The organism is Enterobacter sp. WCHEn045836 (assembly GCF_003965585.1).
Lineage (GTDB): Bacteria > Pseudomonadota > Gammaproteobacteria > Enterobacterales > Enterobacteriaceae > Enterobacter > Enterobacter dissolvens.
This window is the reverse complement of sequence record NZ_RXPT01000003.1, coordinates 178,693-204,965: the sequence shown is the minus strand read 5'-3', so window position 1 is coordinate 204,965 and position 26,273 is coordinate 178,693. Positions and strand designations below refer to the sequence as shown.

The 26,273-nt window shown below is 57.9% G+C and carries 26 protein-coding genes and 1 riboswitch; of the genes, 7 read left to right on the top strand and 19 right to left on the bottom strand.

All coding sequences use genetic code 11. The annotated features are described in order from the left end of the window. The 4 genes from moaD to moaA form a co-directional block, all read right to left on the bottom strand. Positions 1-246: a molybdopterin synthase sulfur carrier subunit gene (gene moaD, locus EKN38_RS05365; RefSeq protein WP_014831149.1), complete on the bottom strand. Its 246-nt coding sequence runs from the start codon at positions 244-246 to the stop codon at positions 1-3. Next, complete coding sequence (moaC, locus tag EKN38_RS05360) at positions 239-724, bottom strand: cyclic pyranopterin monophosphate synthase MoaC (RefSeq protein ID WP_014831148.1); 486 nt, start codon at positions 722-724, stop codon at positions 239-241. The genes moaD and moaC overlap by 8 nt, the downstream gene beginning before the upstream one ends. A gap of 3 nt (positions 725-727) precedes the next feature. Beyond that, positions 728-1,240 (bottom strand): molybdenum cofactor biosynthesis protein B, encoded by a 513-nt coding sequence (gene moaB, locus EKN38_RS05355; protein ID WP_013097493.1) that lies wholly within the window; start codon positions 1,238-1,240, stop codon positions 728-730. A gap of 24 nt (positions 1,241-1,264) precedes the next feature. Continuing rightward, positions 1,265-2,254: a GTP 3',8-cyclase MoaA gene (gene moaA, locus EKN38_RS05350; RefSeq protein ID WP_126521783.1), complete on the bottom strand. Its 990-nt coding sequence runs from the start codon at positions 2,252-2,254 to the stop codon at positions 1,265-1,267. Further along, positions 2,242-2,376, bottom strand: a riboswitch (molybdenum cofactor riboswitch). It overlaps the preceding gene by 13 nt. A gap of 226 nt (positions 2,377-2,602) precedes the next feature. On the opposite strand from moaA, the gene yvcK reads away from it, so the two are divergent. Further along, complete coding sequence (gene yvcK / locus EKN38_RS05340; RefSeq protein WP_014831146.1) at positions 2,603-3,511, top strand: uridine diphosphate-N-acetylglucosamine-binding protein YvcK; 909 nt, start codon at positions 2,603-2,605, stop codon at positions 3,509-3,511. 62 nt (positions 3,512-3,573) lie between these two features. On the opposite strand, the gene uvrB is transcribed toward yvcK, so the two are convergent. Further along, a complete protein-coding gene (gene uvrB, locus EKN38_RS05335; RefSeq protein ID WP_013097496.1) occupies positions 3,574-5,589 on the bottom strand; it encodes an excinuclease ABC subunit UvrB in 2,016 nt (671 codons plus the stop codon). A 751-nt stretch (positions 5,590-6,340) separates the two neighbouring features. On the opposite strand from uvrB, the gene EKN38_RS05330 reads away from it, so the two are divergent. After that, the gene (locus EKN38_RS05330; RefSeq protein ID WP_014831145.1) at positions 6,341-7,063 is read left to right on the top strand and encodes an ABC transporter ATP-binding protein; all 723 of its coding nucleotides are present in this window, start codon (positions 6,341-6,343) and stop codon (positions 7,061-7,063) included. Here the strand turns inward: EKN38_RS05330 and bioD are convergent. The 4 genes from bioD to bioB are packed head-to-tail and all read right to left on the bottom strand — an operon-like array spanning position 7,026 to position 10,653. Beyond that, positions 7,026-7,727: a dethiobiotin synthase gene (gene bioD / locus EKN38_RS05325; protein ID WP_014831144.1), complete on the bottom strand. Its 702-nt coding sequence runs from the start codon at positions 7,725-7,727 to the stop codon at positions 7,026-7,028. The genes EKN38_RS05330 and bioD overlap by 38 nt on opposite strands. Continuing rightward, positions 7,720-8,475, bottom strand: coding sequence for a malonyl-ACP O-methyltransferase BioC (gene bioC / locus EKN38_RS05320; protein WP_014831143.1), 756 nt, complete (start codon positions 8,473-8,475; stop codon positions 7,720-7,722). Before bioC ends, bioD begins: the two co-directional genes overlap by 8 nt. Beyond that, entirely contained in the window at positions 8,459-9,616 is a 1,158-nt protein-coding gene (gene bioF / locus EKN38_RS05315) for an 8-amino-7-oxononanoate synthase (RefSeq protein WP_014831142.1), read from the bottom strand. Before bioF ends, bioC begins: the two co-directional genes overlap by 17 nt. Next, complete coding sequence (gene bioB, locus EKN38_RS05310) at positions 9,613-10,653, bottom strand: biotin synthase BioB (protein ID WP_014831141.1); 1,041 nt, start codon at positions 10,651-10,653, stop codon at positions 9,613-9,615. The genes bioF and bioB overlap by 4 nt, the downstream gene beginning before the upstream one ends. A 68-nt stretch (positions 10,654-10,721) precedes the next feature. On the opposite strand from bioB, the gene bioA reads away from it, so the two are divergent. Both bioA and EKN38_RS05300 read left to right on the top strand, forming a co-directional pair. Further along, complete coding sequence (gene bioA, locus EKN38_RS05305) at positions 10,722-12,029, top strand: adenosylmethionine--8-amino-7-oxononanoate transaminase (RefSeq protein WP_096928650.1); 1,308 nt, start codon at positions 10,722-10,724, stop codon at positions 12,027-12,029. 48 nt (positions 12,030-12,077) lie between these two features. Continuing rightward, a complete protein-coding gene (locus tag EKN38_RS05300; protein ID WP_014831139.1) occupies positions 12,078-12,554 on the top strand; it encodes a kinase inhibitor in 477 nt (158 codons plus the stop codon). 104 nt (positions 12,555-12,658) lie between these two features. Here EKN38_RS05300 and hutH read toward each other — a convergent pair whose 3' ends face one another. From hutH to hutI, 5 genes are all read right to left on the bottom strand, one after another. Beyond that, positions 12,659-14,179, bottom strand: a complete 1,521-nt coding sequence (gene hutH / locus EKN38_RS05295; RefSeq protein WP_014831138.1) for a histidine ammonia-lyase — start codon at positions 14,177-14,179, stop codon at positions 12,659-12,661. Continuing rightward, a complete protein-coding gene (gene hutU / locus EKN38_RS05290; RefSeq protein ID WP_014831137.1) occupies positions 14,176-15,864 on the bottom strand; it encodes a urocanate hydratase in 1,689 nt (562 codons plus the stop codon). The genes hutH and hutU overlap by 4 nt, the downstream gene beginning before the upstream one ends. 127 nt (positions 15,865-15,991) lie before the next feature. Continuing rightward, entirely contained in the window at positions 15,992-16,726 is a 735-nt protein-coding gene (locus EKN38_RS05285) for a histidine utilization repressor (RefSeq protein ID WP_014831136.1), read from the bottom strand. Positions 16,727-16,745: 19 nt separating this feature from the next. Then, on the bottom strand, positions 16,746-17,684 hold the full coding sequence (gene hutG / locus EKN38_RS05280; RefSeq protein ID WP_014831135.1) for a formimidoylglutamase: 939 nt from the start codon (positions 17,682-17,684) through the stop codon (positions 16,746-16,748). Next, positions 17,681-18,901 carry an imidazolonepropionase gene (hutI, locus tag EKN38_RS05275; protein ID WP_043951584.1) on the bottom strand — a complete coding sequence of 407 codons (1,221 nt, stop codon included), beginning with the start codon at positions 18,899-18,901 and terminating at the stop codon, positions 17,681-17,683. The genes hutG and hutI overlap by 4 nt, the downstream gene beginning before the upstream one ends. 224 nt (positions 18,902-19,125) lie before the next feature. Between hutI and EKN38_RS05270 the strand changes: the two genes are divergently transcribed. After that, the gene (locus EKN38_RS05270; protein ID WP_014831133.1) at positions 19,126-20,409 is read left to right on the top strand and encodes a putative acyl-CoA thioester hydrolase; all 1,284 of its coding nucleotides are present in this window, start codon (positions 19,126-19,128) and stop codon (positions 20,407-20,409) included. Between the two features lie 108 nt (positions 20,410-20,517). Here EKN38_RS05270 and pgl read toward each other — a convergent pair whose 3' ends face one another. After that, positions 20,518-21,513, bottom strand: coding sequence for a 6-phosphogluconolactonase (gene pgl / locus EKN38_RS05265; protein ID WP_038986076.1), 996 nt, complete (start codon positions 21,511-21,513; stop codon positions 20,518-20,520). Between the two features lie 140 nt (positions 21,514-21,653). Here pgl and EKN38_RS05260 point away from each other — a divergent pair, with 140 nt between their 5' ends. Next, the gene (locus EKN38_RS05260; RefSeq protein ID WP_014831131.1) at positions 21,654-22,472 is read left to right on the top strand and encodes a pyridoxal phosphatase; all 819 of its coding nucleotides are present in this window, start codon (positions 21,654-21,656) and stop codon (positions 22,470-22,472) included. Here EKN38_RS05260 and modC read toward each other — a convergent pair whose 3' ends face one another. From modC to EKN38_RS05240, 4 genes are all read right to left on the bottom strand, one after another. Beyond that, positions 22,473-23,531 (bottom strand): molybdenum ABC transporter ATP-binding protein ModC, encoded by a 1,059-nt coding sequence (modC, locus tag EKN38_RS05255; protein WP_014831130.1) that lies wholly within the window; start codon positions 23,529-23,531, stop codon positions 22,473-22,475. 2 nt (positions 23,532-23,533) lie between these two features. Then, complete coding sequence (gene modB / locus EKN38_RS05250; protein ID WP_013097514.1) at positions 23,534-24,223, bottom strand: molybdate ABC transporter permease subunit; 690 nt, start codon at positions 24,221-24,223, stop codon at positions 23,534-23,536. Then, on the bottom strand, positions 24,220-24,996 hold the full coding sequence (gene modA, locus EKN38_RS05245) for a molybdate ABC transporter substrate-binding protein (protein WP_014831129.1): 777 nt from the start codon (positions 24,994-24,996) through the stop codon (positions 24,220-24,222). The genes modB and modA overlap by 4 nt, the downstream gene beginning before the upstream one ends. 178 nt (positions 24,997-25,174) lie before the next feature. Further along, positions 25,175-25,324, bottom strand: coding sequence for an AcrZ family multidrug efflux pump-associated protein (locus EKN38_RS05240; protein WP_013097516.1), 150 nt, complete (start codon positions 25,322-25,324; stop codon positions 25,175-25,177). A gap of 129 nt (positions 25,325-25,453) precedes the next feature. Between EKN38_RS05240 and modE the strand changes: the two genes are divergently transcribed. Continuing rightward, positions 25,454-26,242, top strand: a complete 789-nt coding sequence (gene modE / locus EKN38_RS05235) for a molybdenum-dependent transcriptional regulator (RefSeq protein WP_014831128.1) — start codon at positions 25,454-25,456, stop codon at positions 26,240-26,242. Positions 26,243-26,273: the final 31 nt, after the last annotated feature.

Sequence of the window (26,273 nt, the reverse complement as noted above, 5' to 3'; positions counted from 1 at the left end):
TTAACCCCCCGTCACCGGTGGGAAGAAGGCCACTTCATCACCTGCCGCCAGCGGATGGGTAAACTCCACCAGCGTCTGGTTGACGGCGGCCAGCAGCTTGCCTTCATCCAGCGCCAGCGCCCAACGGTCGCTTTGCGCCGCCAGATGCGCACGCAGTGCGGCAACGTCTTTAAACGTCGCGTCCAGCGTCAGGCTGTCGGTATTCACCAGTTCACGCACCTGAGCAAAAAAGAGCACCTTAATCATGGCTGTCCACCTTAAAATCACCGGATTTGCCGCCGCTTTTCGCCAGCAGACGAACCGGGCCAATCACCATATCTTTCTGCACCGCTTTGCACATATCGTAGATGGTCAGCGCAGCAACGGACGCCGCCGTCAGCGCTTCCATCTCCACGCCCGTTTTACCGGTTAAACGACACAGCGATTCGATGCGCACGCGGTTGTGCTCTGGCTGGGCCTGAAGATTGACCTCCACCTTGCTGAGCATCAGCGGGTGGCAGAGCGGAATTAAGTCCCAGGTGCGTTTCGCCGCCTGGATCCCGGCGATGCGGGCAGTGGCAAAGACATCACCCTTATGGTGGCTGCCGTCGATAATCATCGCCAGGGTGTCTGGCTGCATGGTAACGAACGCTTCGGCACGCGCCTCGCGGACCGTTTCGGCCTTGGCGGAAACGTCCACCATATGCGCTTCGCCAGCGGCGTTAATGTGGGTCAGTTGCGACATAGCTTATTTCTTTAAATGGGGATGAAAATTACACGGACGGGTGCGGGCATCCAGCTGCGGGGCGATAATGTTGTCCCACGCGGTGCGGCAGGCTTTGGTCGAGCCCGGCATGGCGAATATCAGGGTGTTGTTCGCCATGCCCGCCACCGCACGTGACTGCAGCGTCGAGGTACCAATCTCTTCAAACGACAGCATGCGAAACACTTCGCCGAAGCCTTCTACCTCGCGGTCGAACAGCGGGATCAGCGCCTCTGGCGCCTGGTCACCTGCGGTAAAACCGGTGCCGCCGGTGATCAACACCACCTGCACCTCATCGCTGGCAATCCACTGGGAGACCTGCGCGCGTATGGCGTAGCGGTTCTCTTTGACGATCGCTTTATCGACGATCTTATGCCCGGCGTCATGGGCGGCTTCGCGCAGCCAGTGGCCGGAGGTGTCATCCTCTTCGCCACGACGGTCGGAAACGGTAAGGATGGCAATACGTGTCGGGATAAATTCCGCGCTGACCTGACTCATCTTCTGGTTCCTTCTTAAGCCTGATTACCCGCCAATGTATGACAGGTTCTGAGTAATGCCGGTGTTGCCCTGATGCAGGAAGTGGGTCTGTTTTTTATGCGTCAGCGCCTCAGAAATACGCGCTTCCAGCGCGGCCTGTTGCACATCGTCTTCCAGCAGATCACGAAGGTTAACGCCGCCATCCCCGAACAGACACAGATGCAGTTTGCCCACCGAGGAGACGCGCAGGCGGTTACAGCTGGCGCAGAAATCTTTCTCGTAAGGCATGATAAGCCCAATCTCCCCTTCGTAATCCGGGTGACAAAAGACCTGCGCCGGGCCGTCGCTGCGCTGGCGGATCTGGTGGATCCAGCCGCGTTTCAGCAGCTCATCGCGCAACACCATGCCGGAGATGTGATGGCGGCGGAACAGTTCGCTGCCCTCCCCCGTCTCCATGAGCTCAATAAACCGCAGTTGAATGGGGCGGGATTTGATCCACGCCAGGAAGGTATCGAGCTGATGATGGTTTACGTCACGCATCAGCACGGTGTTGACTTTGACCTTATCGAACCCGGCGGTAAAGGCGGCATCGATACCGTCCATCACCTGCTTGAATTTATCCTGGCCGGTAATGGCGTGAAACTGACGGGCATCCAGGCTGTCCACGCTGACGTTAATGGCCGTTAAGCCCGCATCACGCCAGGTGGCGACATCGCGCGCCATACGGTAGCCATTGGTGGTCACCGCAATCTGACGGATGCGTTCGTTTTCACGGACAGCGGCAATAATGTCGGGGAAGTCACGGCGCAGCGAAGGTTCTCCGCCGGTCAGACGCACTTTTTCCGTGCCGAGTTCCGAGAACGCGCGCGTAACGCGGCGAACTTCATCCACGGAGAGAAAGCCGTTATTGGTGACGCTGCCCGGTTTGTAGCCATCGGGCAGACAGTAGGTGCAACGGAAGTTGCACACATCGGTAATCGACAGACGTAAGTAGTAAAACTTACGCGCGAAAGCATCAGTAAGTTGTGAAGCCATGTACACCTTTCCAGATACGGGAGGCACAGTCATTTCTTTCTGTACCCTGGTGGCATAGTTGCCACGGCCAGGGCGCCATATCTTTCGACACAGGCGCCAGGGCTAGAGTGTATGTTTTCAAATTTGAAAACGTGGTTATGGCGATAGTAGCGCGTAAATCACCCTTTCGCCATTACCGCTTAACGCTATATAAATATGTATATAGCGACCTGATCGTGCATTTTCGTTACAGAATACGCCAAAACAGCAGATTCGCATTGATATACGTCATTTTGCCCTGGCTGAGGCATCGTCTTTTAGGGGTAGTTAGGGTACTGTTACGCAGATCGAACGTGATAAGGAATATGTATGCGCAATCGCACTTTTGCGGATCTTGACCGGGTAGTGGCACTGGGCGGAGGCCACGGTCTGGGCCGTGTGATGTCCTCTTTGTCGTCACTCGGGTCAAGACTGACAGGGATAGTAACAACAACGGATAACGGCGGCTCTACGGGGCGGATCCGACGTGCAGAAGGCGGCATTGCCTGGGGCGATATGCGTAACTGCCTGAACCAGTTAATTACCGAACCGAGCGTCGCCTCGGCGATGTTTGAGTACCGTTTTGGCGGTAACGGGGAGCTTTCCGGGCATAACCTTGGAAATTTGATGCTTAAAGCGCTGGATCACCTGAGCGTGCGCCCGCTGGAAGCGATCAATCTCATCCGTAATCTGCTCAAAGTGGATGCGTTCCTGATCCCGATGTCCGAACAACCGGTCGATTTGATGGCCATCGACGTGGAAGGGCATGAAGTATACGGCGAAGTGAACATCGACCAGCTTACGCTGCCGCCGAAAGAGCTGATGACTTACCCGGCCGTTCCCGCCACGCGCGAAGCGGTTGAGGCCATCGCCGAGGCGGATTTGATCCTGATTGGCCCGGGCAGTTTTTACACCAGCCTGATGCCGATTTTACTGGTGAAAGAGCTGGCGCAGGCACTGCGCAGAACACCCGCCCCGATGGTGTACATCGGTAATTTAGGCCGGGAATTGAGTCCGGCAGCGGCCAGCCTGTCGCTTGCGGATAAACTGGAGCTGATGGAGCAGTACGTCGGGAAGAAAATCATCGATGGGGTTGTCGTAGGACCGAAAGTCGATGTGTCGGGTATTGGCGATCGCGTGGTGATTCAGGAGCCGCTGGAAGCGAGCGACATTAAATACCGTCATGACCGTCACCTGTTGCGTGACGCGCTGGAGAAGGCGATTCAGGAGTTGGGTTAGGCTCGTTTTGTGCGGCCTGATGCCCTCTCCCACAGGGAGAGGGCGAAAACACGCTGCTTTACCTAAGATGCGGCGATGAAAAGATCCCGCAGCTGATGCAACTGGTCGCGAATTTGCGCTGCCTCTTCGAATTCCAGGTTCTGGGCGTGCTGCATCATCTGCGCTTCCAGCTCGTGGATTTTCTGCTGCAGCGCTTTCGGCGTCAGCGCGACGGTATCTTCCTCCACCACGGAACGCGCCTTGCCGCGCCCTTTCGCTTTGGTCTTCGCAATGTTCTGACCCAGCGCCAGAATATCCACCACCTTCTTGTTCAGACCCTGCGGCGTAATGCCGTGCTCTTCGTTGTAGCGCTGCTGTTTCTCGCGACGGCGTTCCGTTTCGCCAATCGCTTTCGCCATCGACGGGGTGATTTTATCGCCGTAGAGAATCGCTTTACCGTTGACGTTACGCGCGGCGCGGCCAATGGTCTGGATCAGCGAGCGCTCCGAACGCAGGAAGCCCTCTTTGTCGGCGTCAAGGATGGCCACCAGCGAGACTTCCGGCATATCCAGACCTTCTCGCAACAGGTTGATCCCCACCAGCACGTCAAACTCGCCCAGACGCAGGTCGCGGATAATCTCCATACGCTCCACGGTATCGATATCCGAGTGCAGATAACGCACCTTCTCGCCGTGTTCTTCCAGGTATTCGGTCAGGTCTTCCGCCATACGTTTGGTCAACGTGGTGACCAGCACGCGCTCGTTGATTGCCGAACGGGCGCGGATCTCGGAGAGCAGATCGTCCACCTGGGTCGCAACCGGACGCACTTCAATGACCGGATCCAGCAGCCCGGTTGGACGAACCACCTGGTCAACCACCTCATCGCCCGATTTCTCCAGCTCGTAGTTGCCCGGCGTCGCAGAAACGTAAATGGTTTGCGGTGCCAGCGCTTCAAACTCTTCAAACTTCATCGGACGGTTGTCCAGCGCCGACGGCAGGCGGAAGCCGTACTCCACCAGCGTCTCTTTACGCGCGCGGTCACCGCGATACATCCCGCCGATCTGCGGGATCGTGACGTGGGATTCGTCGATCACCAGCAACCCGTCCGCCGGAAGGTAGTCAAACAGCGTCGGCGGCGGCTCGCCCGGCCCACGACCGGAGAGAAAACGTGAGTAGTTTTCGATACCGGAGCAGTAGCCCAGCTCGTTCATCATCTCCAGATCGAACTGGGTACGCTGGCTTAAGCGTTGCTCTTCGAGCAGCTTGTTGTTCGCCAGCAGCACCTTACGGCGTTCCGCCAGCTCCTCTTTGATCTCTTCCATCGCCTGCACAATACGCTCGCGTGGTGTCACGTAGTGCGTTTTTGGATAGATGGTGTAGCGCTGAATGACGGACTCGACGTGGCCGGTGAGCGGGTCGAACAGCGACAGGCGCTCCACCTCTTCATCAAACAGCTCAACGCGCAGTGCAATATCGTCCGATTCCGCCGGGAAGATATCGATAACCTCGCCGCGCACGCGGAACGTACCGCGCTGGAACGCCTGATCGTTACGGGTGTACTGCAGCTCCGCCAGACGGCGCAAAATCGCACGCTGATCGATAATCATCCCCTGCGTCAGGTGCAGCATCATCTTGAGGTAGAGATCCGGGTCGCCCAGGCCGTAGATGGCAGACACCGACGCGACCACCACCACATCACGACGCTCCAGCAGCGCCTTCGTCGCCGACAGACGCATCTGCTCAATGTGTTCGTTCACCGAGGCATCTTTCTCGATAAAGGTGTCAGAGCTCGGCACATAGGCTTCTGGCTGGTAGTAATCGTAATACGAGACGAAATACTCGACGGCATTCTCCGGGAAGAACTCTTTCATCTCGCCGTACAGCTGCGCCGCCAGCGTTTTGTTGGGCGCCAGCACCATGGTGGGGCGTTGCAGGTCAGCGATAACGTTGGCGATGGTGAAGGTTTTCCCCGAACCGGTCACCCCCAGCAGCGTCTGGTGTGCCAGCCCATCTTCCAGCCCTTCTTCAAGACGACGGATCGCCTCAGGCTGGTCGCCTGAAGGACGGAAAGCGGAATTCAATTTGAACGGTTTACTCATGGGCGACAACCTGGTGATGTAAAAAGCGGCAGGTGAGTAATTTTACTCGTTGTGGCCAGGAATGCCAGTAAAAAACACTGGATGAAAAACCAGTAGCATGTCAGGATATTTAGCATAGCGCCCGGATGATTAGCGCGTTCCCGGTCAAAATTTAGACGGAGACAACATAAAACACCAGTCCTACCCGGTTATCCCCAGAACATTTTCATTTTTAACATTTGTCAAGTCAGGTAATGATAGTTTTATGGCAACAGGTGACACTTTCATTACGGCAATTGATTTTATCTAACCAATTAAATAATAAGCGATATTTTCATGAGCCGTGTTTCGCGTCAATTTGGGCGTAAGCCGCGTCTTCTCTCGCTTATCGCGTGTTTTCTAACTCTAATGCACATGGTTATCCACAGGAATAGTGGATAACTGCGTCCAGCCCATGCAGACTGCCGCTCAGCAAATTCCCGGTTTTTCCCACGAAGCGGCGACAAAAAATTTTTATAGCTAATTTTTGCTGATAATCAGTTGAGTCATTCATAACCAACCGATGAGATCTTGCTCACAATTCAGCCATTTCGGGCCCTGCACCACCGCTAACAGTTCCGGCACTGAGACAGTGCAATCAGGTTATCGATCGGTCGTTTTGCGACGGCGTTATCCTAAAAAAGCCGCTTTTTTAATCAGTTCAACGGTTCTGGCAGGAGATTTGCAGATTCATTAACGAGCCTCACCCACATACCTTTTTAAGGAGAGAAAGATGTTGAGTCTGCGTGCAGTCAATCAGTTTTACGGAAACCAACATACGCTATGGAATGTCGATTTGGATTTACCACAGGGCTTATGCACAGGGGTGGTTGGCCTGCCCGGCATGGGGAAAACCACCCTCATCAACTGCATCACCGGCGCGTTACCGGTCGAGAGCGGAACCATCGTCTGGCACGAAGCCGGTGCGCCACCCTGCGATTTACTGCGTCAGACGCCGGATCAACGCGTGCTGCCGGGGATTGGCTACGTGCCACAGGACCGACGGATTTTTTCGCAACTGACCATTGAGGAAAACTTGCACATCGCCATGCGGGCGACGGGGGCAACGGACTCGGGCGCAAAAAGCGATGTCTATGACCTGTTCCCGCAACTGTGGGCACTGCGACAGATTCGGGCGAACGGGCTTTCCCCGGACGATCAGTATCAGCTGGCGCTGGCTAACGCGCTGGTCAACCGACCGCGGGTATTGATTCTGGATGAGCCACTGCAGGGCGCAGGGTACAGCTTTGCTCAGAAGCTGGGCCATCTGCTGGCGCGACTCAATCGTGAGCTGGGGATGACGGTGTTATTAGCCGAGCAGCAGCTGTCGTTTATCCGCCGGGTAGCGGATCGCTTCTGTATGCTTTATCGCGGGCGTAACGTGGCCCAGGGCCACGTTACCGAGCTGGATGACGAGCTTATTGCCCACTGGATGTCGCGGGAAGCAAGGCACTGAGGTCGAGGTAATGCCCGGTGTCGGCGTGCTCAGCACCGTCCGCGAGCCACGGGATCTCCCCAAGGAACGGCGCGGGAAGCACCCGCCTGAGCGTGGTCAGATACTCCTGATGACGCTTACCGGGTGCGACCACGTCATTGGCTATCCAGCCCGCCAGACGCAGCCCGGCCTGCTGAACGGCCTGTGCCGTTAACATGGCGTGGTTGATACAGCCGAGCTTCACCCCGACCACGAGGATCACCGGAAGCTGCTCGCGCTGGACCCAGTCAGCAAACGTCAGCTCGTCCGACAGCGGCGTAAACCAGCCGCCCGCCCCTTCCACCAGCACCCAGTCAGCCTGGCGTTCCAGTGCGCGCAGGCCGTCCGAGAGCACGGAAAACGCGATGGGGCGGCCTTCGTCGGCGCTAATAATGTGCGGCGACGTCGGCTCGGCAAAGGTGTAGGGATTCACCGCCGCATAGTCCAGCGGCAGCGTGCTGTTACGCTGTAGCGCCAGCGCATCGGTATTGCGTAATCCCTGTGCCGTCATCTCACTTCCGGAGGCGACGGGCTTGTACCCGGCGGTGGTTTTGCCCTGCAGACGAGCCGCCTGCAACAGCGCGGAACTGGCCACCGTTTTACCCACTTCGGTATCCGTTCCGGTGACAAAATAACGTTCAGTCACGTTCGATAATCCCATGAAAGAGTTGATAAGAGAGCGGGAACGTGCCCCGCCGCTGCGGCCAGGCCAGCTCCAGACGCTGCAACTGCCCGCGCGTGAGTGGTTTTCTCTCGCGTCCGGCATGCAGATGCGTAGCGCCAATGCCCTTCAGCGAGCGCATGGCGCTGAACGCATCGCTAAAGTTCAGCGTGATGGTTTGCACCTGGCTGCGAAAGCGCCAGCCCGTCAGCGCGTCCGTCACCTGGTCATACGCTAAAAAGCGGTTGGCGTGCGGCTGTTCGTCTACCGCTTTCCACGCCTGATTCAGCTCGGGCAGCGAGCTTTCCAGCAGGGTAGTAAAGGCCACCTTTCCGCCCGGACGCGCCACGCGATACAGCTCGTTTAACGCCTGCGAAAGGCTGCTGCACCACTGTACCGCCAGGTGACTCCACACCAGATCGAACTGCGCATCCGGCAGCGGAAGCGACTCAATATCGCCAGACAGATAGCGGTCCGCCGCCTGCTGCTGTTGCGCCTCGAACAGCATCTGCTCAGAGAGATCGAGTGCGGTGACGTGGCTTCCCGCGTCGCGCCAGTAGCGGCTGTTACCGCCGGGGCCGCATCCGGCATCCAGGACGTACGGAAAACCGCGCTCACCGAGTAGCTCAAGCAGCCCCTGAGCGCTCTGACGCTGAAGCTCATCATGCTGCGAATAACTGCGCGCAGCCCGGCCAAATGCCGCCGCAATGGCCTGTTTATTGACTGGCGACATGGAGAGCCTCCAGCAGCGCATCGATATCTTCCGCTGTGTGCGCCGCCGTCAGCGTCAGGCGCAGACGCGCCGTACCCGGCGGCACGGTGGGCGGACGGATGGCCGTGACCCACATTCCCCGTTCGCGCAGCGTCTGTGCCAGCACGAGCGCGCGGCCGTTTTCCCCCACGATAACGGGCTGGATGGCGCTCTGCGAATCGGTGCTTTGGAAAGGAAGCCGATCCAGACCCTGCCGGAAACGCTGAATATGTTCTGCCAGACGCGCGCGCCGTTCAGCCCCCTCTTCACCGCGGATCACCTCCAGCGAGGCAGAGAGCGCCACCGCCTGCGCAGGCGGCATACTGGTGCTGTAAATCAGATGTCGGGCGAACTGCAGCAGATAATCGGCAACGGACTCGCTGCACAGTACGGCGGCCCCGCTCACGCCAACGCCTTTGCCAAAGGTGACGATCAGCAGTTCCGGCTTCACGCCTTGCTGACTGGCGCTACCGCGACCTTCCTCCCCCATCACGCCAATACCGTGGGCATCATCCACCAGCAGCCAGGCGTTTTGCTGTTTCGCAACGTCAGACAGCGCACGAAGCGGCGCGCTGTCGCCATCCATGCTAAACACCCCTTCCGTCACCACCAGCTGTTGTCCGGCACAGGGTTTATCCAGCAGCGTGGCGAGCGAAAGCGCATCGTTGTGGGCAAAGCGCCGCAGCTGTGCCGGGCTGAGACTCGCCGCCTCCAGCAAGGAGGCATGGCTTAAGCGGTCCGCGGCGATACGATCGTCCTTGCCCATCAGCGCGGCAATCACCGCCTGATTGGCGGCAAAGCCGGAGATGAACAGCAGCGCGCGCGGATAGCCCAGCCAGTCGGCAAGCGTCTCTTCCAGCGCCTGATGTGCTGTCGTATAGCCGCTGACGTGCCCCGAACCGCCGCTGCCCACGCCGTAGTGTTCCGCCCCCTGCTGCCAGGCGCGGACAATCGCCGGATGCTGGCTCAGGCCGAGATAATCATTGCTGGAAAAATTACAGTACTGCCGCCGGGCGTGGGTCAGAAAACGACCTGCACCGTTTTCCACTACCCTGCGAACGCGAAAAGCGTCCCGTGCCCGGCGCGCTTCCAGCGCGGATTGAATACGAGCCTGCCAGGTCATACGGATGCCGCGTTGTAAAACTGTTCGGTATCGGCGTTGAAAATCTGCTGCTCCAGCTGCTGCTGTTGCTCGTTATCTCCCGCCAGCACCTCGGTCTGATGCGGGTTCAGCCCCAGTTTGCGGAACAGCTGGACGTCTTTGTCCTCTTCTGGGTTCGGCGTGGTCAGCAGCTTGCAGCCGTAGAAGATGGAGTTAGCGCCAGCCATAAAGCACATCGCCTGCGTCTGCTCGTTCATCTGTTCGCGACCGGCAGAAAGGCGGACGTATGAGGTTGGCATCATGATGCGCGCGACCGCGATGGTGCGGATAAAATCAAACGCATCGACATCCTCGTTATCCGCCAGCGGCGTGCCTTTGACCTTCACCAGCATGTTGATTGGCACGCTTTCCGGTGGGGTCGGCAGGTTCGCCAGCTGCAGCAGCAAACCGGCGCGATCTTTCACCGTTTCACCCAGCCCCACAATCCCGCCCGAGCACACTTTGATGCCCGCTTCGCGCACTTTGTCCAGCGTATCCAGACGCTCCTGATAGGTACGGGTGGTGATGATGTTGCCGTAAAACTCTGGCGAGGTGTCGAGGTTGTGGTTGTAGTAATCCAGCCCTGCAGCAGACAGGCGCTGCGCCTGCTCTTCGTTCAGCGTGCCGAGGGTCATACAGGCTTCCAGCCCCATCTCTTTGACCCCTTTCACCATCTGTTCCAGGTACGGCATGTCGCGATCGTGTGGATTTTTCCATGCCGCCCCCATGCAGAAACGGGTAGAGCCCGCGTTTTTCGCCTTACGCGCGGAGTCGAGCACCTGCTCCACTTCCATCAGACGTTCGGATTCCAGCCCGGTTTTATAGCGCGCGCTCTGCGGGCAATATTTGCAATCTTCCGGGCAGGCGCCGGTCTTGATCGACAGTAGCGTACTGACCTGAACATGGCGCGGATCGAAGTGCTGACGATGCACTTGTTGGGCTTCGAACATCAGCTCCAGGAAAGGTTTATTGAATAATTCAGTGACTTGCGACATCGTCCAGCGTGCGTGGTGAGCCATGGGGCTTCTCCAAAGGGTTTTGTTAATTTTCGGTTCGGTTTATACTCGTAAACCTAAAACTTTTCAAAATGGTTTACAAGTCGATTATGACCCAGGACGATCTCGCCTTCGACCAGCAGCATATCTGGCACCCTTACACCTCCATGACCCGCCCGCTCCCGGTCTACCCGGTGGCCTCGGCCCACGGCTGCGAACTGCAGCTTGCCAGCGGTGAGACGCTGGTTGACGGTATGTCATCCTGGTGGGCGGCCATTCACGGGTACAACCATCCGCGTCTGAATGCCGCGATGAAAGCGCAGATTGACCAGATGTCGCATGTGATGTTTGGCGGCATTACCCATCAACCGGCGGTTGATCTCTGCCGTCGTCTGGTGGCGATGACGCCTGATGCGCTGGAGTGCGTATTCCTTGCCGACTCCGGCTCGGTGGCGGTGGAAGTGGCGATGAAAATGGCACTGCAGTACTGGCATGCCAGGGGGGAATCCCGTCAGCGGTTCCTGACCTTCCGCAACGGCTACCATGGCGATACCTTTGGCGCGATGTCGGTGTGCGATCCGGATAACTCCATGCACAGCCTGTGGAAGGGGTATCTGCCGGAAAACCTGTTTGCCCCGGCCCCGCAGAGCCGTTTCGACGGTGAGTGGAATGAAATGGACATGGTCGGCTTTGCGCGGCTGATGGCCGCCCACCGCCATGAGATTGCCGCCGTGATCCTCGAACCGATTGTTCAGGGTGCTGGCGGGATGCGCATGTACCATCCCGAGTGGTTAAAACGCATTCGTAAAATGTGTGACCGCGAGGGCATTCTGCTGATTGCCGATGAGATCGCCACCGGGTTTGGCCGCACGGGTAAGCTGTTTGCCTGCGAACATGCGGATATCACACCGGATATCCTGTGCCTGGGGAAAGCGCTGACCGGCGGCACCATGACGCTCTCCGCCACCCTCACTACCCGCCAGGTGGCCGACACCATCAGCAACGGCGAAGCGGGATGCTTTATGCATGGCCCGACCTTTATGGGCAATCCGCTGGCCTGCGCGGTGGCAAACGAAAGTCTCGCGATCCTGCAAAACGGCGAGTGGCAAACGCAGGTGGCGGCGATTGAGGCGCAGCTGAAAGAAGAGCTGAGCGCCGCCTCGGGGGCGAATTTCGTGGCGGACGTCCGCGTACTGGGTGCCATCGGCGTGATTGAGACCACCCATCCGGTGAATATGGCGGCGCTGCAGCGTTTCTTTGTAGAGCGGGGGGTCTGGGTGCGGCCTTTCGGCAAACTTATCTACCTGATGCCGCCGTATATCATCACGGCTGAACAGCTACGCACGTTAACCGCCGCGGTAGTAGAAGCCGTTAACATTCCGGCGCATTTCACGATTTGACCCTATGCGTTACACTTCCTGAACGAGTGAATAACGAGGGCAAACCGTATGAAAATCATCAGTAAAGATCTGCGCGACGGCGAAAAACTGCCTGAGCGCCACGTCTTCAACGGCATGGGGTATCAGGGAGATAATATCTCTCCGCACCTGGCGTGGGACGATGTACCGGCGGGCACCAAAAGCTTTGTGGTCACCTGCTACGACCCGGATGCGCCAACCGGCTCCGGCTGGTGGCACTGGATTGTGGCCAACCTGCCTGCCGATACGCGCGTCCTGCCGCAGGGTTCCGGCTCCGACCTGGTCGCCCTGCCGGAAGGTGCCATTCAGACGCGCACCGATTTTGGTAAAGCCGGTTACGGTGGCGCCGCGCCACCAAAAGGAGAAACGCACCGCTATATCTTCACGGTGCACGCGCTGGATGTAGAGAAGATTGAGGTCGACGAAGGGGCGAGCGGCGCGATGGTAGGGTTTAACGTGCATTTCCATTCGCTGGGGAGCGCGTCGATTACGGCGATGTATTCGTAATCGTGCGGGCTGATGCCCTCACCCCGGCCCTCTCCCACAGGGAGAGGGAGAAAACCTGACAATTCCCTCTCCCTGTGGGAGAGGGTTAGGGTGAGGGCAAAATATCACAACACCGGCGGCAACAACCCCACCAGACGCCCTTCTTCCAGAAGCTGCATCGCCTTATCAATATCCGGCGCAAAGAAGCGGTCATCATCGTAATGCGATACGTGCTCACGCAGCGCATGACGTGCCTGCTCCAGCAGCGGGCTGGACTTCAGCCCTTCACGCAGATCGATCCCCTGACACGCCGCCAGCCATTCCACCGCCAGCACGCCACGGGTATTGGCGGCCATCTCCCACAGACGACGCCCGGCAGCCGGCGCCATCGAGACGTGATCTTCCTGGTTGGCAGAGGTTGGCAGGCTGTCCACGCTGTGCGGATGCGATAGCGCTTTGTTTTCGCTCGCCAGCGCTGCGGCCGTCACCTGGGCAATCATAAAGCCTGAATTCACCCCGCCGTTGCGCACCAGGAACGGTGGCAGCTGGGACATATGCTTATCCATCATCAGCGCGATACGACGCTCGGACAAGGCGCCCACTTCGGCAATCGCCAGCGCGATGTTATCCGCCGCCATCGCCACGGGCTCGGCGTGGAAGTTACCACCGGAGACCACCTCGTTTTCCTGGGCGAACACCAGCGGGTTATCGGACACCGCGTTGGCTTCCACCAGCAGCACTTCTGCGGCCTGGCGCAGCTGCGTCAGACACGCGCCCATCACCTGGGGCTGACAGCGCAGCGAGTACGGATCCTGTACCTTGTCACAGTTATGGTGCGAATCAGCAATCTCACTGGTCTCCGTCAGCAGATGGCGATACATTGCGGCAGCGTCAATTTGCCCGCGCTGGCCGCGTACGTCATGAATACGCGCGTCAAACGGACGACGCGAGCCCAGCACCGCCTCCGTGGTCAGCGCACCGCACACCACGGCCGAGGCGAACAGATCTTCGGCTTCAAACAGACCACGCAGCGCAAAGGCCGTGGAGGCCTGCGTGCCGTTAAGCAGCGCCAGCCCCTCTTTTGCCGCAAGGGTGATTGGCGCTAGCCCGGCCTTTTTCAGCGCCTCTTTTGCCGGGAGCCACTCTCCCTGCCAGCGCGCCTGGCCTTCCCCCAGCAACAGCAGTGACATATGCGCCAGCGGGGCGAGATCGCCAGAGGCGCCAACAGAGCCTTTGGCGGGGATCCATGGATAGACTTCCGCGTTCACCAGCGCTATCAGGGCCTGGATCACGCTCAGACGAATGCCGGAGAAGCCGCGCGCCAGGCTGTTAATCTTGAGCACCATCATCAGACGGACAATCTCGTCGTCCAGCGGCTGGCCAACGCCTGCGGCGTGGGAAAGCACCAGCGAACGCTGGAGATTTTCCAGATCGTGCGTGGCAATGCGCGTCTGCGCCAGCAGACCAAAACCGGTGTTGATACCGTAGGCGGTACGCCCCTCAGCAATGATGGCTTCAACGCAGGCCACGCTGTCGTTAATGGCGGCATGGGCGCTTTCATCCAGCGAGAGCGTAACCGGCTGACGCCAGACGTTTCGCAGCTGTTTGAGCGTCAGTGAGCCGGGAGTGAGTGTTAACGCGTTCATTCATGCTTTCCTTGTGTGGCAGGGATCATCGGCAGGTTCAGTCCCTGCTCTGTGGCACATTCAATGGCAATCTCGTAACCCGCATCCGCGTGACGCATCACACCGGTTGCCGGGTCGTTGTGCAGCACGCGGGCGATACGCGCGGCGGCTTCATCCGTTCCGTCACAGACGATAACCATCCCGGAATGCTGGGAGAAGCCCATTCCCACGCCGCCACCGTGGTGCAGCGATACCCAGGTCGCGCCGCTGGCAGTGTTGAGTAAGGCATTCAGCAGCGGCCAGTCGGAGACCGCGTCTGAGCCGTCGCGCATGGCTTCGGTTTCGCGGTTCGGGCTGGCGACGGAGCCAGAATCCAGATGGTCGCGACCAATCACAATCGGGGCAGACACTTCGCCACTGCGCACCATTTCGTTAAAAGCCAGACCCAGCTTTTGCCGCCACGCCAGCCCAACCCAGCAGATACGCGCCGGCAAGCCCTGGAAGTTAATGCGCTCGCGGGCCATATCCAGCCAGTGGTGCAGGTGTTCGTCATCCGCGACAATCTCCTTCACTTTGGCATCGGTTTTGTAGATATCTTCCGGGTCGCCGGACAGGGCTACCCAGCGGAAAGGACCGATACCGCGACAGAACAGCGGACGAATATAGGCAGGAACAAATCCCGGGAAATCAAAGGCGTTATTTACGCCCATCTCTTTTGCCATCTGGCGGATGTTGTTGCCGTAATCGAAGGTCGGAATGCCCATCTCGCTGAACGCCAGCATGGCGGATACATGCTCTGCCATTGAACGCTTAGCGGCCAGTACCGTGCCTTCAGGATCGGTTTCTGCTTTTTGCTGGTAGGCTTCCCACGTCCAGCCTTTTGGCAGATAACCGTGCAGCGGATCGTGGGCGCTGGTCTGGTCGGTGACGAGATCGGGACGCACGCCGCGGGCCACCAGTTCCGGCAGGATCTCTGCCGCGTTGCCGCACAACGCTATAGACACCGCTTTACCTTCCGCAGTGTATTTTTTGATACGCGCCAGCGCGTCATCGAGGCTGTCGGCCTGTTCGTCAACATAGCGTGTACGCAGACGGAAATCGATGCGGCTCTGCTGGCATTCGATGTTCAGCGAGCAGGCGCCAGCCAGCGTCGCGGCCAGCGGCTGTGCACCGCCCATGCCACCCAGCCCCGCGGTCAGTACCCAGCGGCCTTTCAGCGAGCCGTTGTAGTGCTGACGACCGGCTTCGACAAAGGTTTCATAGGTGCCCTGCACAATCCCCTGGCTGCCAATATAGATCCAGCTACCCGCGGTCATCTGGCCATACATCGCCAGCCCTTTGGCATCCAGTTCGTTAAAGTGTTCCCAGGTCGCCCAGTGTGGGACCAGGTTGGAGTTGGCAATCAACACGCGCGGCGCGTTTTTGTGGGTTTTAAACACGCCGACCGGCTTGCCGGATTGCACCAGCAGGGTTTCGTCGTGTTCCAGTTCGGTCAGGGCCTTAACAATGGCGTCATAGCATTCCCAGTTGCGCGCGGCGCGGCCAATGCCGCCGTACACCACCAGTTCGTGGGGGTTTTCCGCAACCTCAGGATCAAGGTTGTTCATCAACATGCGCAGTGGTGCTTCGGTGAGCCAGCTTTTGGCGGTAAGGGTGGTGCCGCGCGCGGCGCGGACATCCTGCTGACGGTATTTACCTGACGACATTGTGTGCTCCTCATACGGGACAGATGATGCATTTAGATATACTTGTATAGACAAGCACACACAAGGTCAGATTTAACAAAAAAGATACAATTTTGTTATATTGCGTTAGCTATCACGCTTTTAAAACTTATGACATAAAGTGGCCCTGCAACCGATAGCGGCTACCGGGGAACAGCAGTCTTGCATGCGACACAATCTGCGTGGATGACCAGGTGCGACGGCGGATCAGCAGGCAGGGATCGTGCTCTTTGATACGCAGCAGCTCGCACTCCTGCGGCGTCGCGCGCACCGCTTCCACAATATGCTCCCCTTCCGTCAGCGGTGCGACAAGCGAGAGAAAGGCATGCGGCGTGGTCTGGGTGTAATCCTGGTCCAGATAGTCCGGTATCCGTTCGGCGTTTACGCAGCGATCCTCAATCTGCACCGGCACGTCATTTTCGAAATGCACCATTACGGAATGGAAGATCCGGGTTCCCTCCTTGACGTTCAGTACCGCAGCCTGCTCGGCGCTGGCCTGCGTCTCTTCAAGCACCAGCACTTCGCAGTGGTGCTGATGGTTTCGCGACGCTATCTCGTCCGCAATGCTGCGGATTTCAAACAGCGCCGATTGTCCTTTCGGCTCCGCCACAAACGTCCCGACCCCCTGCAGACGCACCAGCAGGCCTTCGTCGGTTAGCTCGCGTAACGCCCGGTTGATGGTCATCCGGCTAAAGCCAAACTGCGCCACCAGATCGGCTTCAGAGGGAATGCGGTCATGCGGCCGCCAGACGCCGGTGGCGATTTTTTCGCTGATCGTCTGCTTCACCTTTTCGTAGAAAGGTGCGGGAGAGCCGGACGGCGGCTGAGGTGAGCGTGAGAACATCGTGACTCCTTAAATGTTGTTATGCCCACCAGTGAGCAATTTGCCAGGCCAGACGGGCGGCAAGCTTCGCCCCCTGTCCGTCCCGATCGTAGTGTGGGTTAAATTCTACCAGATCGGCGGCCTGCAGTTTTCCGCTACGGCAAATGCGCTCGATCGCGGGCAGGAGATCCCGCGCCGGGACGCCTAACGCTGCGGGGGCTGACACGGCGGGCATCTCGGCTGCGGGCAGAACGTCCAGATCAATGGTGAGGTAAACACGATCTGCCTGCGCCAGCACCTGTTCCAGCGCTGATAGCGCATCCCGGTGGAAATGCAGATCGTCCACCAGCGTGGCGTTAAGCCGTTCAGCCTCGTCAAACAGCGCCTGGGTGTTCGCCGCGCGGCTGACGCCAAAACAGGCGTACTGAAATTCCCGCGCGTGGTCAGCACAGTAGTTCGCCAGCTGACGAAACGGGGTGCCGGAGGTGGCCCGTTCGGCCTTGCGCAAATCAAGATGCGCATCCAGGTTGATGACCGCCACGCGCTCATTCGGGAACGCCTCAAGAATACCACGGCCGTGGGCCCAGGCGGTCTCGTGTCCGCCGCCCAACACCAGCGTACGCATGCCAGCCTGCTGACAGGTGACCACAGCATCGCTCAGTGCCTGTTGGCCCTCTTCCAGGTGGTCATCCTCAACGTAAACCGACCCCATGTCCACCAGCCGTTCGTGGCCGGAATGCGTTGCCATGTTCGCCAGCGCCTTACGCAGCACGTCGGGAGCCTGCGCCGCACCCTGCCTGCCCTGATTACGCCTCACCCCTTCATCACAGGCAAAGCCTATCAGCGCAATCGCGGATGAAACCGGGGTAAATTGCGACGGCTGGCGTATGGTCTGAAAAATCCGTTTTGCGTTGCTGGCCTCGGCGCTGTCGTCTCGCCCCTGCCAGACCGTTTCGGCTACGGGCCGCCATAACGTCATACTGCCTCCCCACGGAAAATGCGTTGATACAGCGGATTGCGTCCCGGCTCGTAAACCATTTCTACCGGATGGTCTGCATCCCAGACGATAAAATCAGCCATGAAACCAGCCTTTAACTGCCCGTGCGTTGTGCCACGCCCCAGCGCCTGCGCGGCGTGCCGCGTGACGCCAGCCCAGGCCTCTTCAGGCGTCAGGCCAAACTGTACACAGGCCATGTTCATGGCCAGATGAATGCTCGCGAACGGGCTGGTGCCGGGGTTGTAATCTGTGGCGACCGCCATCGGTACGCCCTGCGCCCGGAGCTGTTCAACCGGTGGACGCTGACGCTCCTGAAGAAAATAGAACGCGCCGGGCAGCAGTACCGCAACCGTGCCGCTTTGCGCCATGGCCTGAACACCGGCCTCATCCAGGTATTCGATATGATCGGCAGATAACCCTTTAAATCGGCTGACCAGCGCCGCACCGCCCAGGTTAGAAAGTTGCTCCACGTGCCCTTTCACCGGAATACCCCGTGCGCTGGCGGCCAGGAAAAGCCGCTCGGTTTGTGCTGGCGTGAAGCCGACGTTTTCACAAAACACATCCACGGCTTCGAACAGCCCTTTTTGCCACAGGTCGGGCATGATCTGCTCGCACACCAGGGTAAGGTACGCGTCTGGATCGTGGCGGTATTCCGCCGGAACCGCATGTGCCGCCAGCAGGGTTGGGCTGATCTCAACCGGATTACTCAGGCTGAGCTGGTGTGCGACCTGCAGCATTTTTTCTTCAGCCGCGGCGTTAAGACCGTAGCCGGATTTGATTTCCAGGGTGGTCACCCCTTCATTCATTAACCGCTCCAGCCGCTGCTGCGCCAGTGTAAGCAACTTTTCCGGCGAACTGTCGCGGGTTGCCGAGACGGTGGCGTTAATTCCGCCCCCCTGTGCGCTGATGGTCTGATAGGAGACGCCGTTGAGACGCTGCTCCCACTCCGCCGCGCGATTGCCGCCAAACACAAGGTGGGTATGGCAGTCGATAAGACCCGGCGTGACCAGGCGTCCACCGAGATCGACGCATTTATCATGCCCGGAAGCGAGATCTGCTTCAGGAATGACGGCCAGAAGGGTTTGACCGCGCACCACAAGGGCATGATGCGCTTGCAGGCCATAAGATTCTTCACCAGGAACCATTGTCGCCAGTCGCGCATTTCGCCATATCACATCGTCGGGATGAAGTTGCAGCATAAGCCTTTCACTTGTCATGGGTTGTATAGACATTTATTTTCATCTGCTGGCTGCTGTCAACCGCCTTTATGAAAATGTTATTTATTTGTGACGACTTTCCCGCCGCCTGCGGGCGAAAAATGCAACTTTTCCCCTTTTTATCTTCCCGTTTCGCTCAACTTAGTATAAAAAAGCAGGCTATTTCGTCTATCTCGTTTAAGACTTGCATACCCAGGAGCTTCACCTTGAACATTTCCAGGATTTCCCGTCTGGCGTTGGCACTCGCCTTTGGCGTGACATTATCCGCATGCAGTTCAACGCCACCGGATCAGCGACCTTCTGAGCAGGTCGCGCCAGGCACCGCATCCCGTCCGATTTTGTCCGCTGATGAAGCGAAAAACTTCGATCGCGCGCACTACTTCTCCGCGATGGATCCAAACGCAGCACCGTGGACGCCGTCTTCTATTAACCTGCCGAAGCAGCCAAACTTTGTTGTGGGTCCGGCAGGCGCGCAGGGCGTGACGCACACCTCTATTCAGGCTGCGGTGGACGCTGCCATCACCAAACACAGCGCATCTCGCCAGTACATCGCGATCATGCCTGGTGAATATGAAGGTACCGTTTACGTTCCGGCAGCACCGGGCAGCATCACCCTTTACGGTCTGGGTGAAAAAGCCATCGACGTTAAAATTGGTCTGGCGATTGATTCCGAAATCGACAGCACTACCTGGCGTCACCTGGTCAACCCGGCGGGTAAATACATGCCTGGCAAACCGGCCTGGTATATGTTTGATAACTGCCAGAGCAAGCGTTCCGCCACCATTGGCGTGATGTGCTCTGCGGTCGTCTGGTCTCAGAACAACGGTCTGCAGCTGCAGAACCTGACCATTCAGAACACCCTGGGCGACAGCGTTGATGCGGGTAACCACCAGGCCGTGGCGCTGCGTAGCGATGGCGACAAGGTGCAGCTCAATAACGTGAACATTCTGGGTCGTCAGAACACCTTCTTCGTGACCAACAGCGGTGTACAGAACACCCTGCAGAATAACCGTCTGACCCGTACGCTGGTGACCAACAGCTACATCGAAGGTGACGTGGATCTGGTCTCCGGTCGTGGCGCAGTGGTATTTGATAACACCGATTTCCGCGTCGTGAACTCCCGTACCCAGCAGGAAGGTTACGTGTTTGCGCCAGCGACACAGTCAAACCTGTTCTACGGCTTCCTCGCCGTCAACAGCCGCTTCAACGCCGCCGGTGACGGCGTGGCGCAGCTGGGTCGCTCCCTGGATGTGGACTCTGCAACCAACGGCCAGGTCGTGATCCGTGACAGCGTCATCAACGAAGGTTTCAACATGGCAAAACCATGGGGTGATGCCGCCATCTCCAAACGTCCGTTCTCCGGCAATACCGGTTCTGTGGACGATAAAGGAAACGTGCAGCGCAACCTGAACGACGCTAACTTCAACCGCATGTGGGAATACAACAACCGCGGTCTGGGTAGCAAAGTGGTTGCTGAGCCGAAGCAGTAATCTTTTTTTGCCGGGTGGCGGCTTCGCCTTACCCGGCCTGTCCGTTAATGCCGTACCACCGGGCATAAAAAAACCTCGCGTTCGCGAGGTTTTTTTGTTTTAAGCCGCTTAGTGAGCGTTGACCACTACCCACATTGGCCCCTGGCCTACCGCATAGCGCCCTTTCTCTTCCAGCAGGCCCTGCTCGCCTTTGATTTCGTACAGCGCGATGTGGTGAGACTTCTGCCCCGCTGCAATCAGGTATTTACCGCTGTGATCGATATTAAAGCCACGCGGCTGCGTTTCCGTCGGCTGGAAGCCTTCCACTGCCAGCACGCTGCCGTCTTCCGAAACGCTAAAGATGGTGATCAGGCTGGAAGTACGGTCACAGGCGTAGAGATGGCGACCATCCGGCGTAATATGAATATCCGCCGCCCAGCGGGTGTCGGAGAAATCAGCCGGCATCATATCCAGCGTCTGCACGCACTCAATCTGGCCGTTAGGATCTTTCAGTTCCCAGACGTCCACCGAGCTGTTCAGCTCGTTCACCACGTAGGCGTACTGCTGATTCGGATGGAAGACCATATGACGTGGACCCGCACCTTCAACGGTCGTCACTTCCGCCGGATTCTGCGCCACCAGGTGACCATCGTCGCTCAGGGTAAACAGGCAGATTCGATCCTGCTTCAGCGCCGGTACCCACAGCGTGCGGTTGTCCGGAGAGATATTTGCCGAGTGGCAACCTTCCAGACCTTCCACCACATCCACGGTGTCGACCGGAATGCCCTCTTCCAGACGCGTCACGCTGACACAGCCCGCGTTATAGGAGCCGCTGAAAACAAAGTTGCCCTTGCGATCGGTTGAGATGTGGGTTGGGCTACCCGGCAATGGCGCCTCCGCAGTGTAAGTCAGCGCGCCGTCATCCGGAGAGATGCGGTAGGCCAGCACGCGAAACTCCGGGCGCACACCCACGTACAAGAAACGTTTATCCGGACTGATCGCCATTGGCTGTACCTGACCTGGCACATCAACAACCTGCACCAGCGTGAGGGTCCCCTCGGCATTTAAACGCCAGACGTGGATCTGCTGGCTTTCAGGACTGGCGGTATAAACGGTTTGTTTCATGAATATTCACTCCTCACTGCGCATGAAAGTAGTTAACTTTTGACGGTGAATGCTGAATTGTCGACGGGAGTTTTGACGCGTTCGCCTCTCGGTGTACCATCCCATCAGATCGTAAATTCAATATTAACCCGGAAAAACAAATGACCTCGCGTGTGATTGCTCTGGATTTAGACGGTACCTTACTGACGCCGCAAAAAACCCTTCTCCCCTCCTCCCTTGAAGCGCTTAAACGCGCACAGGAAGTGGGATATCAACTCCTTATCGTAACGGGTCGACATCACGTTGCCATTCACCCTTTTTATCAGGCACTGGCGTTAGATACACCTGCAATTTGTTGTAATGGCACTTATTTGTATGATTATCAGGCAAAAAAGGTTTTAGAATCCGACCCGCTGCCGGTTCCCCAGGCATTGCAGTTAATTGATCTGCTGGATGAACATGCCATCCACGGCCTGATGTATGTCGATAATGCGATGGTCTATGAGCGCCCGACTGGCCACGTTATCCGCACCACCAACTGGGCTCAGTCTCTGCCAGAAGCGCAGCGTCCGGTCTTTACCCAGGTCTCCTCCCTGCGCCAGGCGGCTCAGGATGTGGAAGCTATCTGGAAATTCGCATTGACCGATGAAGACACCACCAAACTGAATACCTTCGCGAAACATGTTGAACAGACGCTGGGGCTGGAGTGTGAATGGTCCTGGCATGACCAGGTGGATATCGCCCGCAAAGGCAACAGTAAAGGCAAGCGCCTGACGCAGTTCGTGGAGTCTCAGGGATGGTCAATGCAGGATGTGATCGCCTTTGGCGATAACTACAACGACATCAGCATGCTGGAAGCCGCCGGAACGGGCGTGGCAATGGGCAATGCCGATGACGCGGTGAAAGCGCGCGCTAACGTGGTGATTGGCGATAACACCACCGACAGCATCGCGCAGTACATTTATACCCACCTGCTGTAATCAGGTGGTAATGGAGACGCTCTTGATTTGCGCGTAAAGCCACAGGCCAGGTTTGATCCCTAACTCATCCCTGGCCCACGGGCTGATCCGTGCCCAGAGCGTCCTGCTCCCCACCTCAAGCTGCACCTCTACCTGACCGTTATCATCAAAACACTCGGCGACCTTCGCGCGCAGGATATTTCGGATACTGGTCTGCAGCGGAGGCTGTAAAACCAGAGAGACATCCGACGCCTGAATACGAATACGCAGCGCCGACTGCAGGGGCTTGTCGATTTTATTCACCCACAGGTGCTGGTCGCCCAACGCCAGGGCGGTCATCGCGTAATGCGGATGGTGCTCCAGCACGCTCACCTTCAGGATGCTGCTCTGCTGCTCACGGGGCAGCCACGGGTGCATGACGCTACTGCCCCAGACCTCTTCAAGATTGCCAAACGCCTTTACGCTGCCGTTTTCCAGCACCAGTACGTTATCCGCCAGATGCAGAATTTCATCCAGGGAGTGACTGACGTACAGCATCGGGATCTTGATTTCACGCGCCAGGCGCTGGAGATACGGCAGGAGTTCACGTTTACGCGGAATATCCAGCGAGGCCAGCGGCTCATCAAGCAGCAGGAGTTCGGGGGCGGTGAGCAACGCGCGCCCTATCGCCACCCGCTGTTTCTCACCGCCGGAGAGCGAGGAAGGCAACCGGTCAAGCAGTGGCTCAATGCCCAGCAGCGCCACCAGCTTGTCAAACTGCGCGGCCATGCTTTTGGCCATGCCGTAACGCAGATTTCCGCGCACGCTGTAGTGTGGGAATAACCGCGCATCCTGAAACACATAGCCAATACGCCGTTTATCCGGCGTCAGGTAAATGTTGTTTTCAACGTCATTCAGGACGCGATCGTTCAGCACAATGCGCCCTGCCTGAGGGCGTGTCAGGCCACCGATCGCATTAATGAGCGAGGTTTTCCCGGCGCCGGAGACCCCAAAGATGGCGGTAATACCGGTGGCGGGCAGCGTCTCGTTCAGTGTAAGGGTGTGGTTTCCCAGCGTCTGGGTGAAATGGAGTTCCAGCATAACTATTTCCCCATCCGCTCGCGGCTGAGTCGCGCCAGCCATTCAGAGACCAGCAGCGATATCAGCGCCAGCACAATTGAGATAACACACAGACGTGCCGCAGCACCTTCGCCACCCGGCGTCTGTATCAGCGTATACATGGCCGAAGGGATCGTCCGCGTTTCACCGGGGATGTTCGAAACAAAGGTAATGGTGGCACCGAATTCACCCAGCGAACGGGCAAAGGCCAGTACCGTACCGACAATAATGCCCGGCAGCGTGAGCGGTAACGTAATGGTGAAAAAGACGCGCCAGCGCCCGGCACCCAGCGTGCGGGCGGCCTGTTCCAGTTTGATATCCACCCCTTCCAGCGCCAGGCGGATAGCCCTCACCATCAGCGGAAATGACATCACCGCCGCGGCCAGCACCGCACCGCGCCAGCTAAAGGCAAAGGTCAGCCCGAACCAGTCGTACAGCCACTGGCCGATAAACCCGCGTCGCCCCATGGACACCAGCAGCAGATACCCCACCACCACGGGTGGCAACACCAGCGGAAGATGGAGAACGCTGTCAAGCAGGGCTTTGCCGGGAAACTTACAGCGCACCAGCAACCAGGCAAAGAAGATCCCAAAGGGCAAACTTAGCGCAACCGCCAGGGAAGAGACTTTCAGGCTCAGCAGTACAGCCTGCCATTCAGGATCGGTCAATATCATTCGTGAGTCGTAAATCCATAACGTTTAAAGATTGCGGACGCTTCCGGCCCCTTCAGGTACGCCTGGAAGGCCGTCACGGTCGCATTTTTATGTCCATCAACAATCGCAACAGGATATTCCACTTTTTTGTGGGCGTCTTCCGGGAACGTGCCAACCACTTTGACACCCTTGCTGGCAACGGCATCCGAGCCGTAGACAATGCCCAGCGGAGCCTCATGGCGTTCCACCAGTGCCAGCGCACCGCGTACGTCTTCCGCCGGCGCCAGATCTGAAGACAGTGTCTGCCACGCGCCCAGCTTCTGCAGGGCCTCTTTCGCGTAAATCCCAGCCGGTACATGGTCCGGATCGCCCACCGCCAGGCGGCCACCGTTCAGAAGACGCGTCCAGTGAGTCTCTTTGTTGATGGTGATGTCACCCTGCGGACTGGCTTTTGGCGCGACCACGACAAGGCTATTCCCCAGCAGCGTTTCGCGGGTTGTCGTATCCACGGCTTTCTTCTCAACCACGTAATCCATCCATTTCTGATCGGCAGAGATGAACAGATCGGCCGGTGCCCCCGCTTCTATCTGGCGCGCCAGTGTAGAAGAGGACGCAAAAGAGGAGACGACGTCGACGTTCTTCTCTTTTTTATACGCAGCGGCAATATCCTGCATCGCATTCGTCAGCGACGCCGCCGCAAAAACCGTGATTTTACCTTCGTCGGCCAGCGCGTGTCCGGTCAGCGAAAGTGCCAGCGTTGCCCCTGCGAAAAAGCGTAACCCTGTACGTGCCATCTGTAGCTCCTGTGCGTTTCGTTATATACGCAATAATATAACGACAACGCCGGAGAGATCCCAGCGTTAAATCGTACCGATCAAGAGGTACAATTACCGGATGCTTTAAATGATATCGGCGATGACGAAAAATACTTGAGAGCAAAACGCCCGGGCAAGCCGGGCGTTTTGTGGGGAATCAGTGCTGCTTTTTAGCGCGGTCTCTGTGACCAATGTTCGAAAAGACGTTGAACACTTCACCCAGGCCGTAGATGGCACCGAGGATGATGGCCATCACTACTGGTACCATGATCACGGCGAATACCAGACTTTTCAACAACTCTAACATGGTTTTCTCCAGATATTGTGGACGGCTTATTCTACCCTGAAAAGTAAGAAAAACATCCCCTTTTGTGCGGTGCCCTTTGCGCCCTGTGCCATTTGGTTCACAATAGCCCTTTTGTCAGGACACTCCGTTATGCAGGCTGAAATTCTCCTTACCCTACGACTTCAGCAGAAGCTTTTCGCCGATCCGCGACGTATCGCCCTGCTTAAACAAATAGAACAAACGGGTTCAATAAGCCAGGGGGCAAAAAACGCGGGCATTAGTTATAAAAGCGCCTGGGATGCGATCAACGACATGAATACCCTGAGCGAGCAGATGCTGGTTGAGCGAGCCACGGGCGGCAAAGGGGGCGGTGGCGCCGTGCTGACCCGTTACGGCCAGCGTCTGATTCAGCTTTATGACCTGCTGGCCCAGATCCAGCAGAAAGCGTTCGATGTGCTAAGTGACGATGATAACCTCCCGCTGGACAGCCTGTTAGCCGCCATTTCTCGCTTCTCACTCCAGACCAGCGCCCGCAACCAGTGGTTTGGCACGGTCACCGCACGCGATAACGGGCAGGTGCAGCAACATATCGAGATCCTGCTTGCCGACGGCACCACCCGCCTGAAGGCCGCCGTGACGACCCAAAGCGGAGAGCGTCTGGGGCTGGATGAAGGCAAGGAGGTACTGGTGTTGCTGAAAGCGCCGTGGGTCGCAGTGACGCGCGATGCCGAATGCGCCAAAGCGGCAGACAACCAGCTGCAGGGTACCATCCGCCATATCGAACGCGGCGAAGCGCAGTGTGAGGTGCTGATGACCCTGCCGGACGGACAGATGTTATGCGCGACGGTTGCCTTAAGCGAGGCGCAGGAATTAGAAGAAGGTGCTGTGGTTACCGCATATTTCAACGCAGACCGGGTGATTATCGCCACATTGTGCTAAGCGGATTGACAAGCGTGCCGACAGTGAGTAT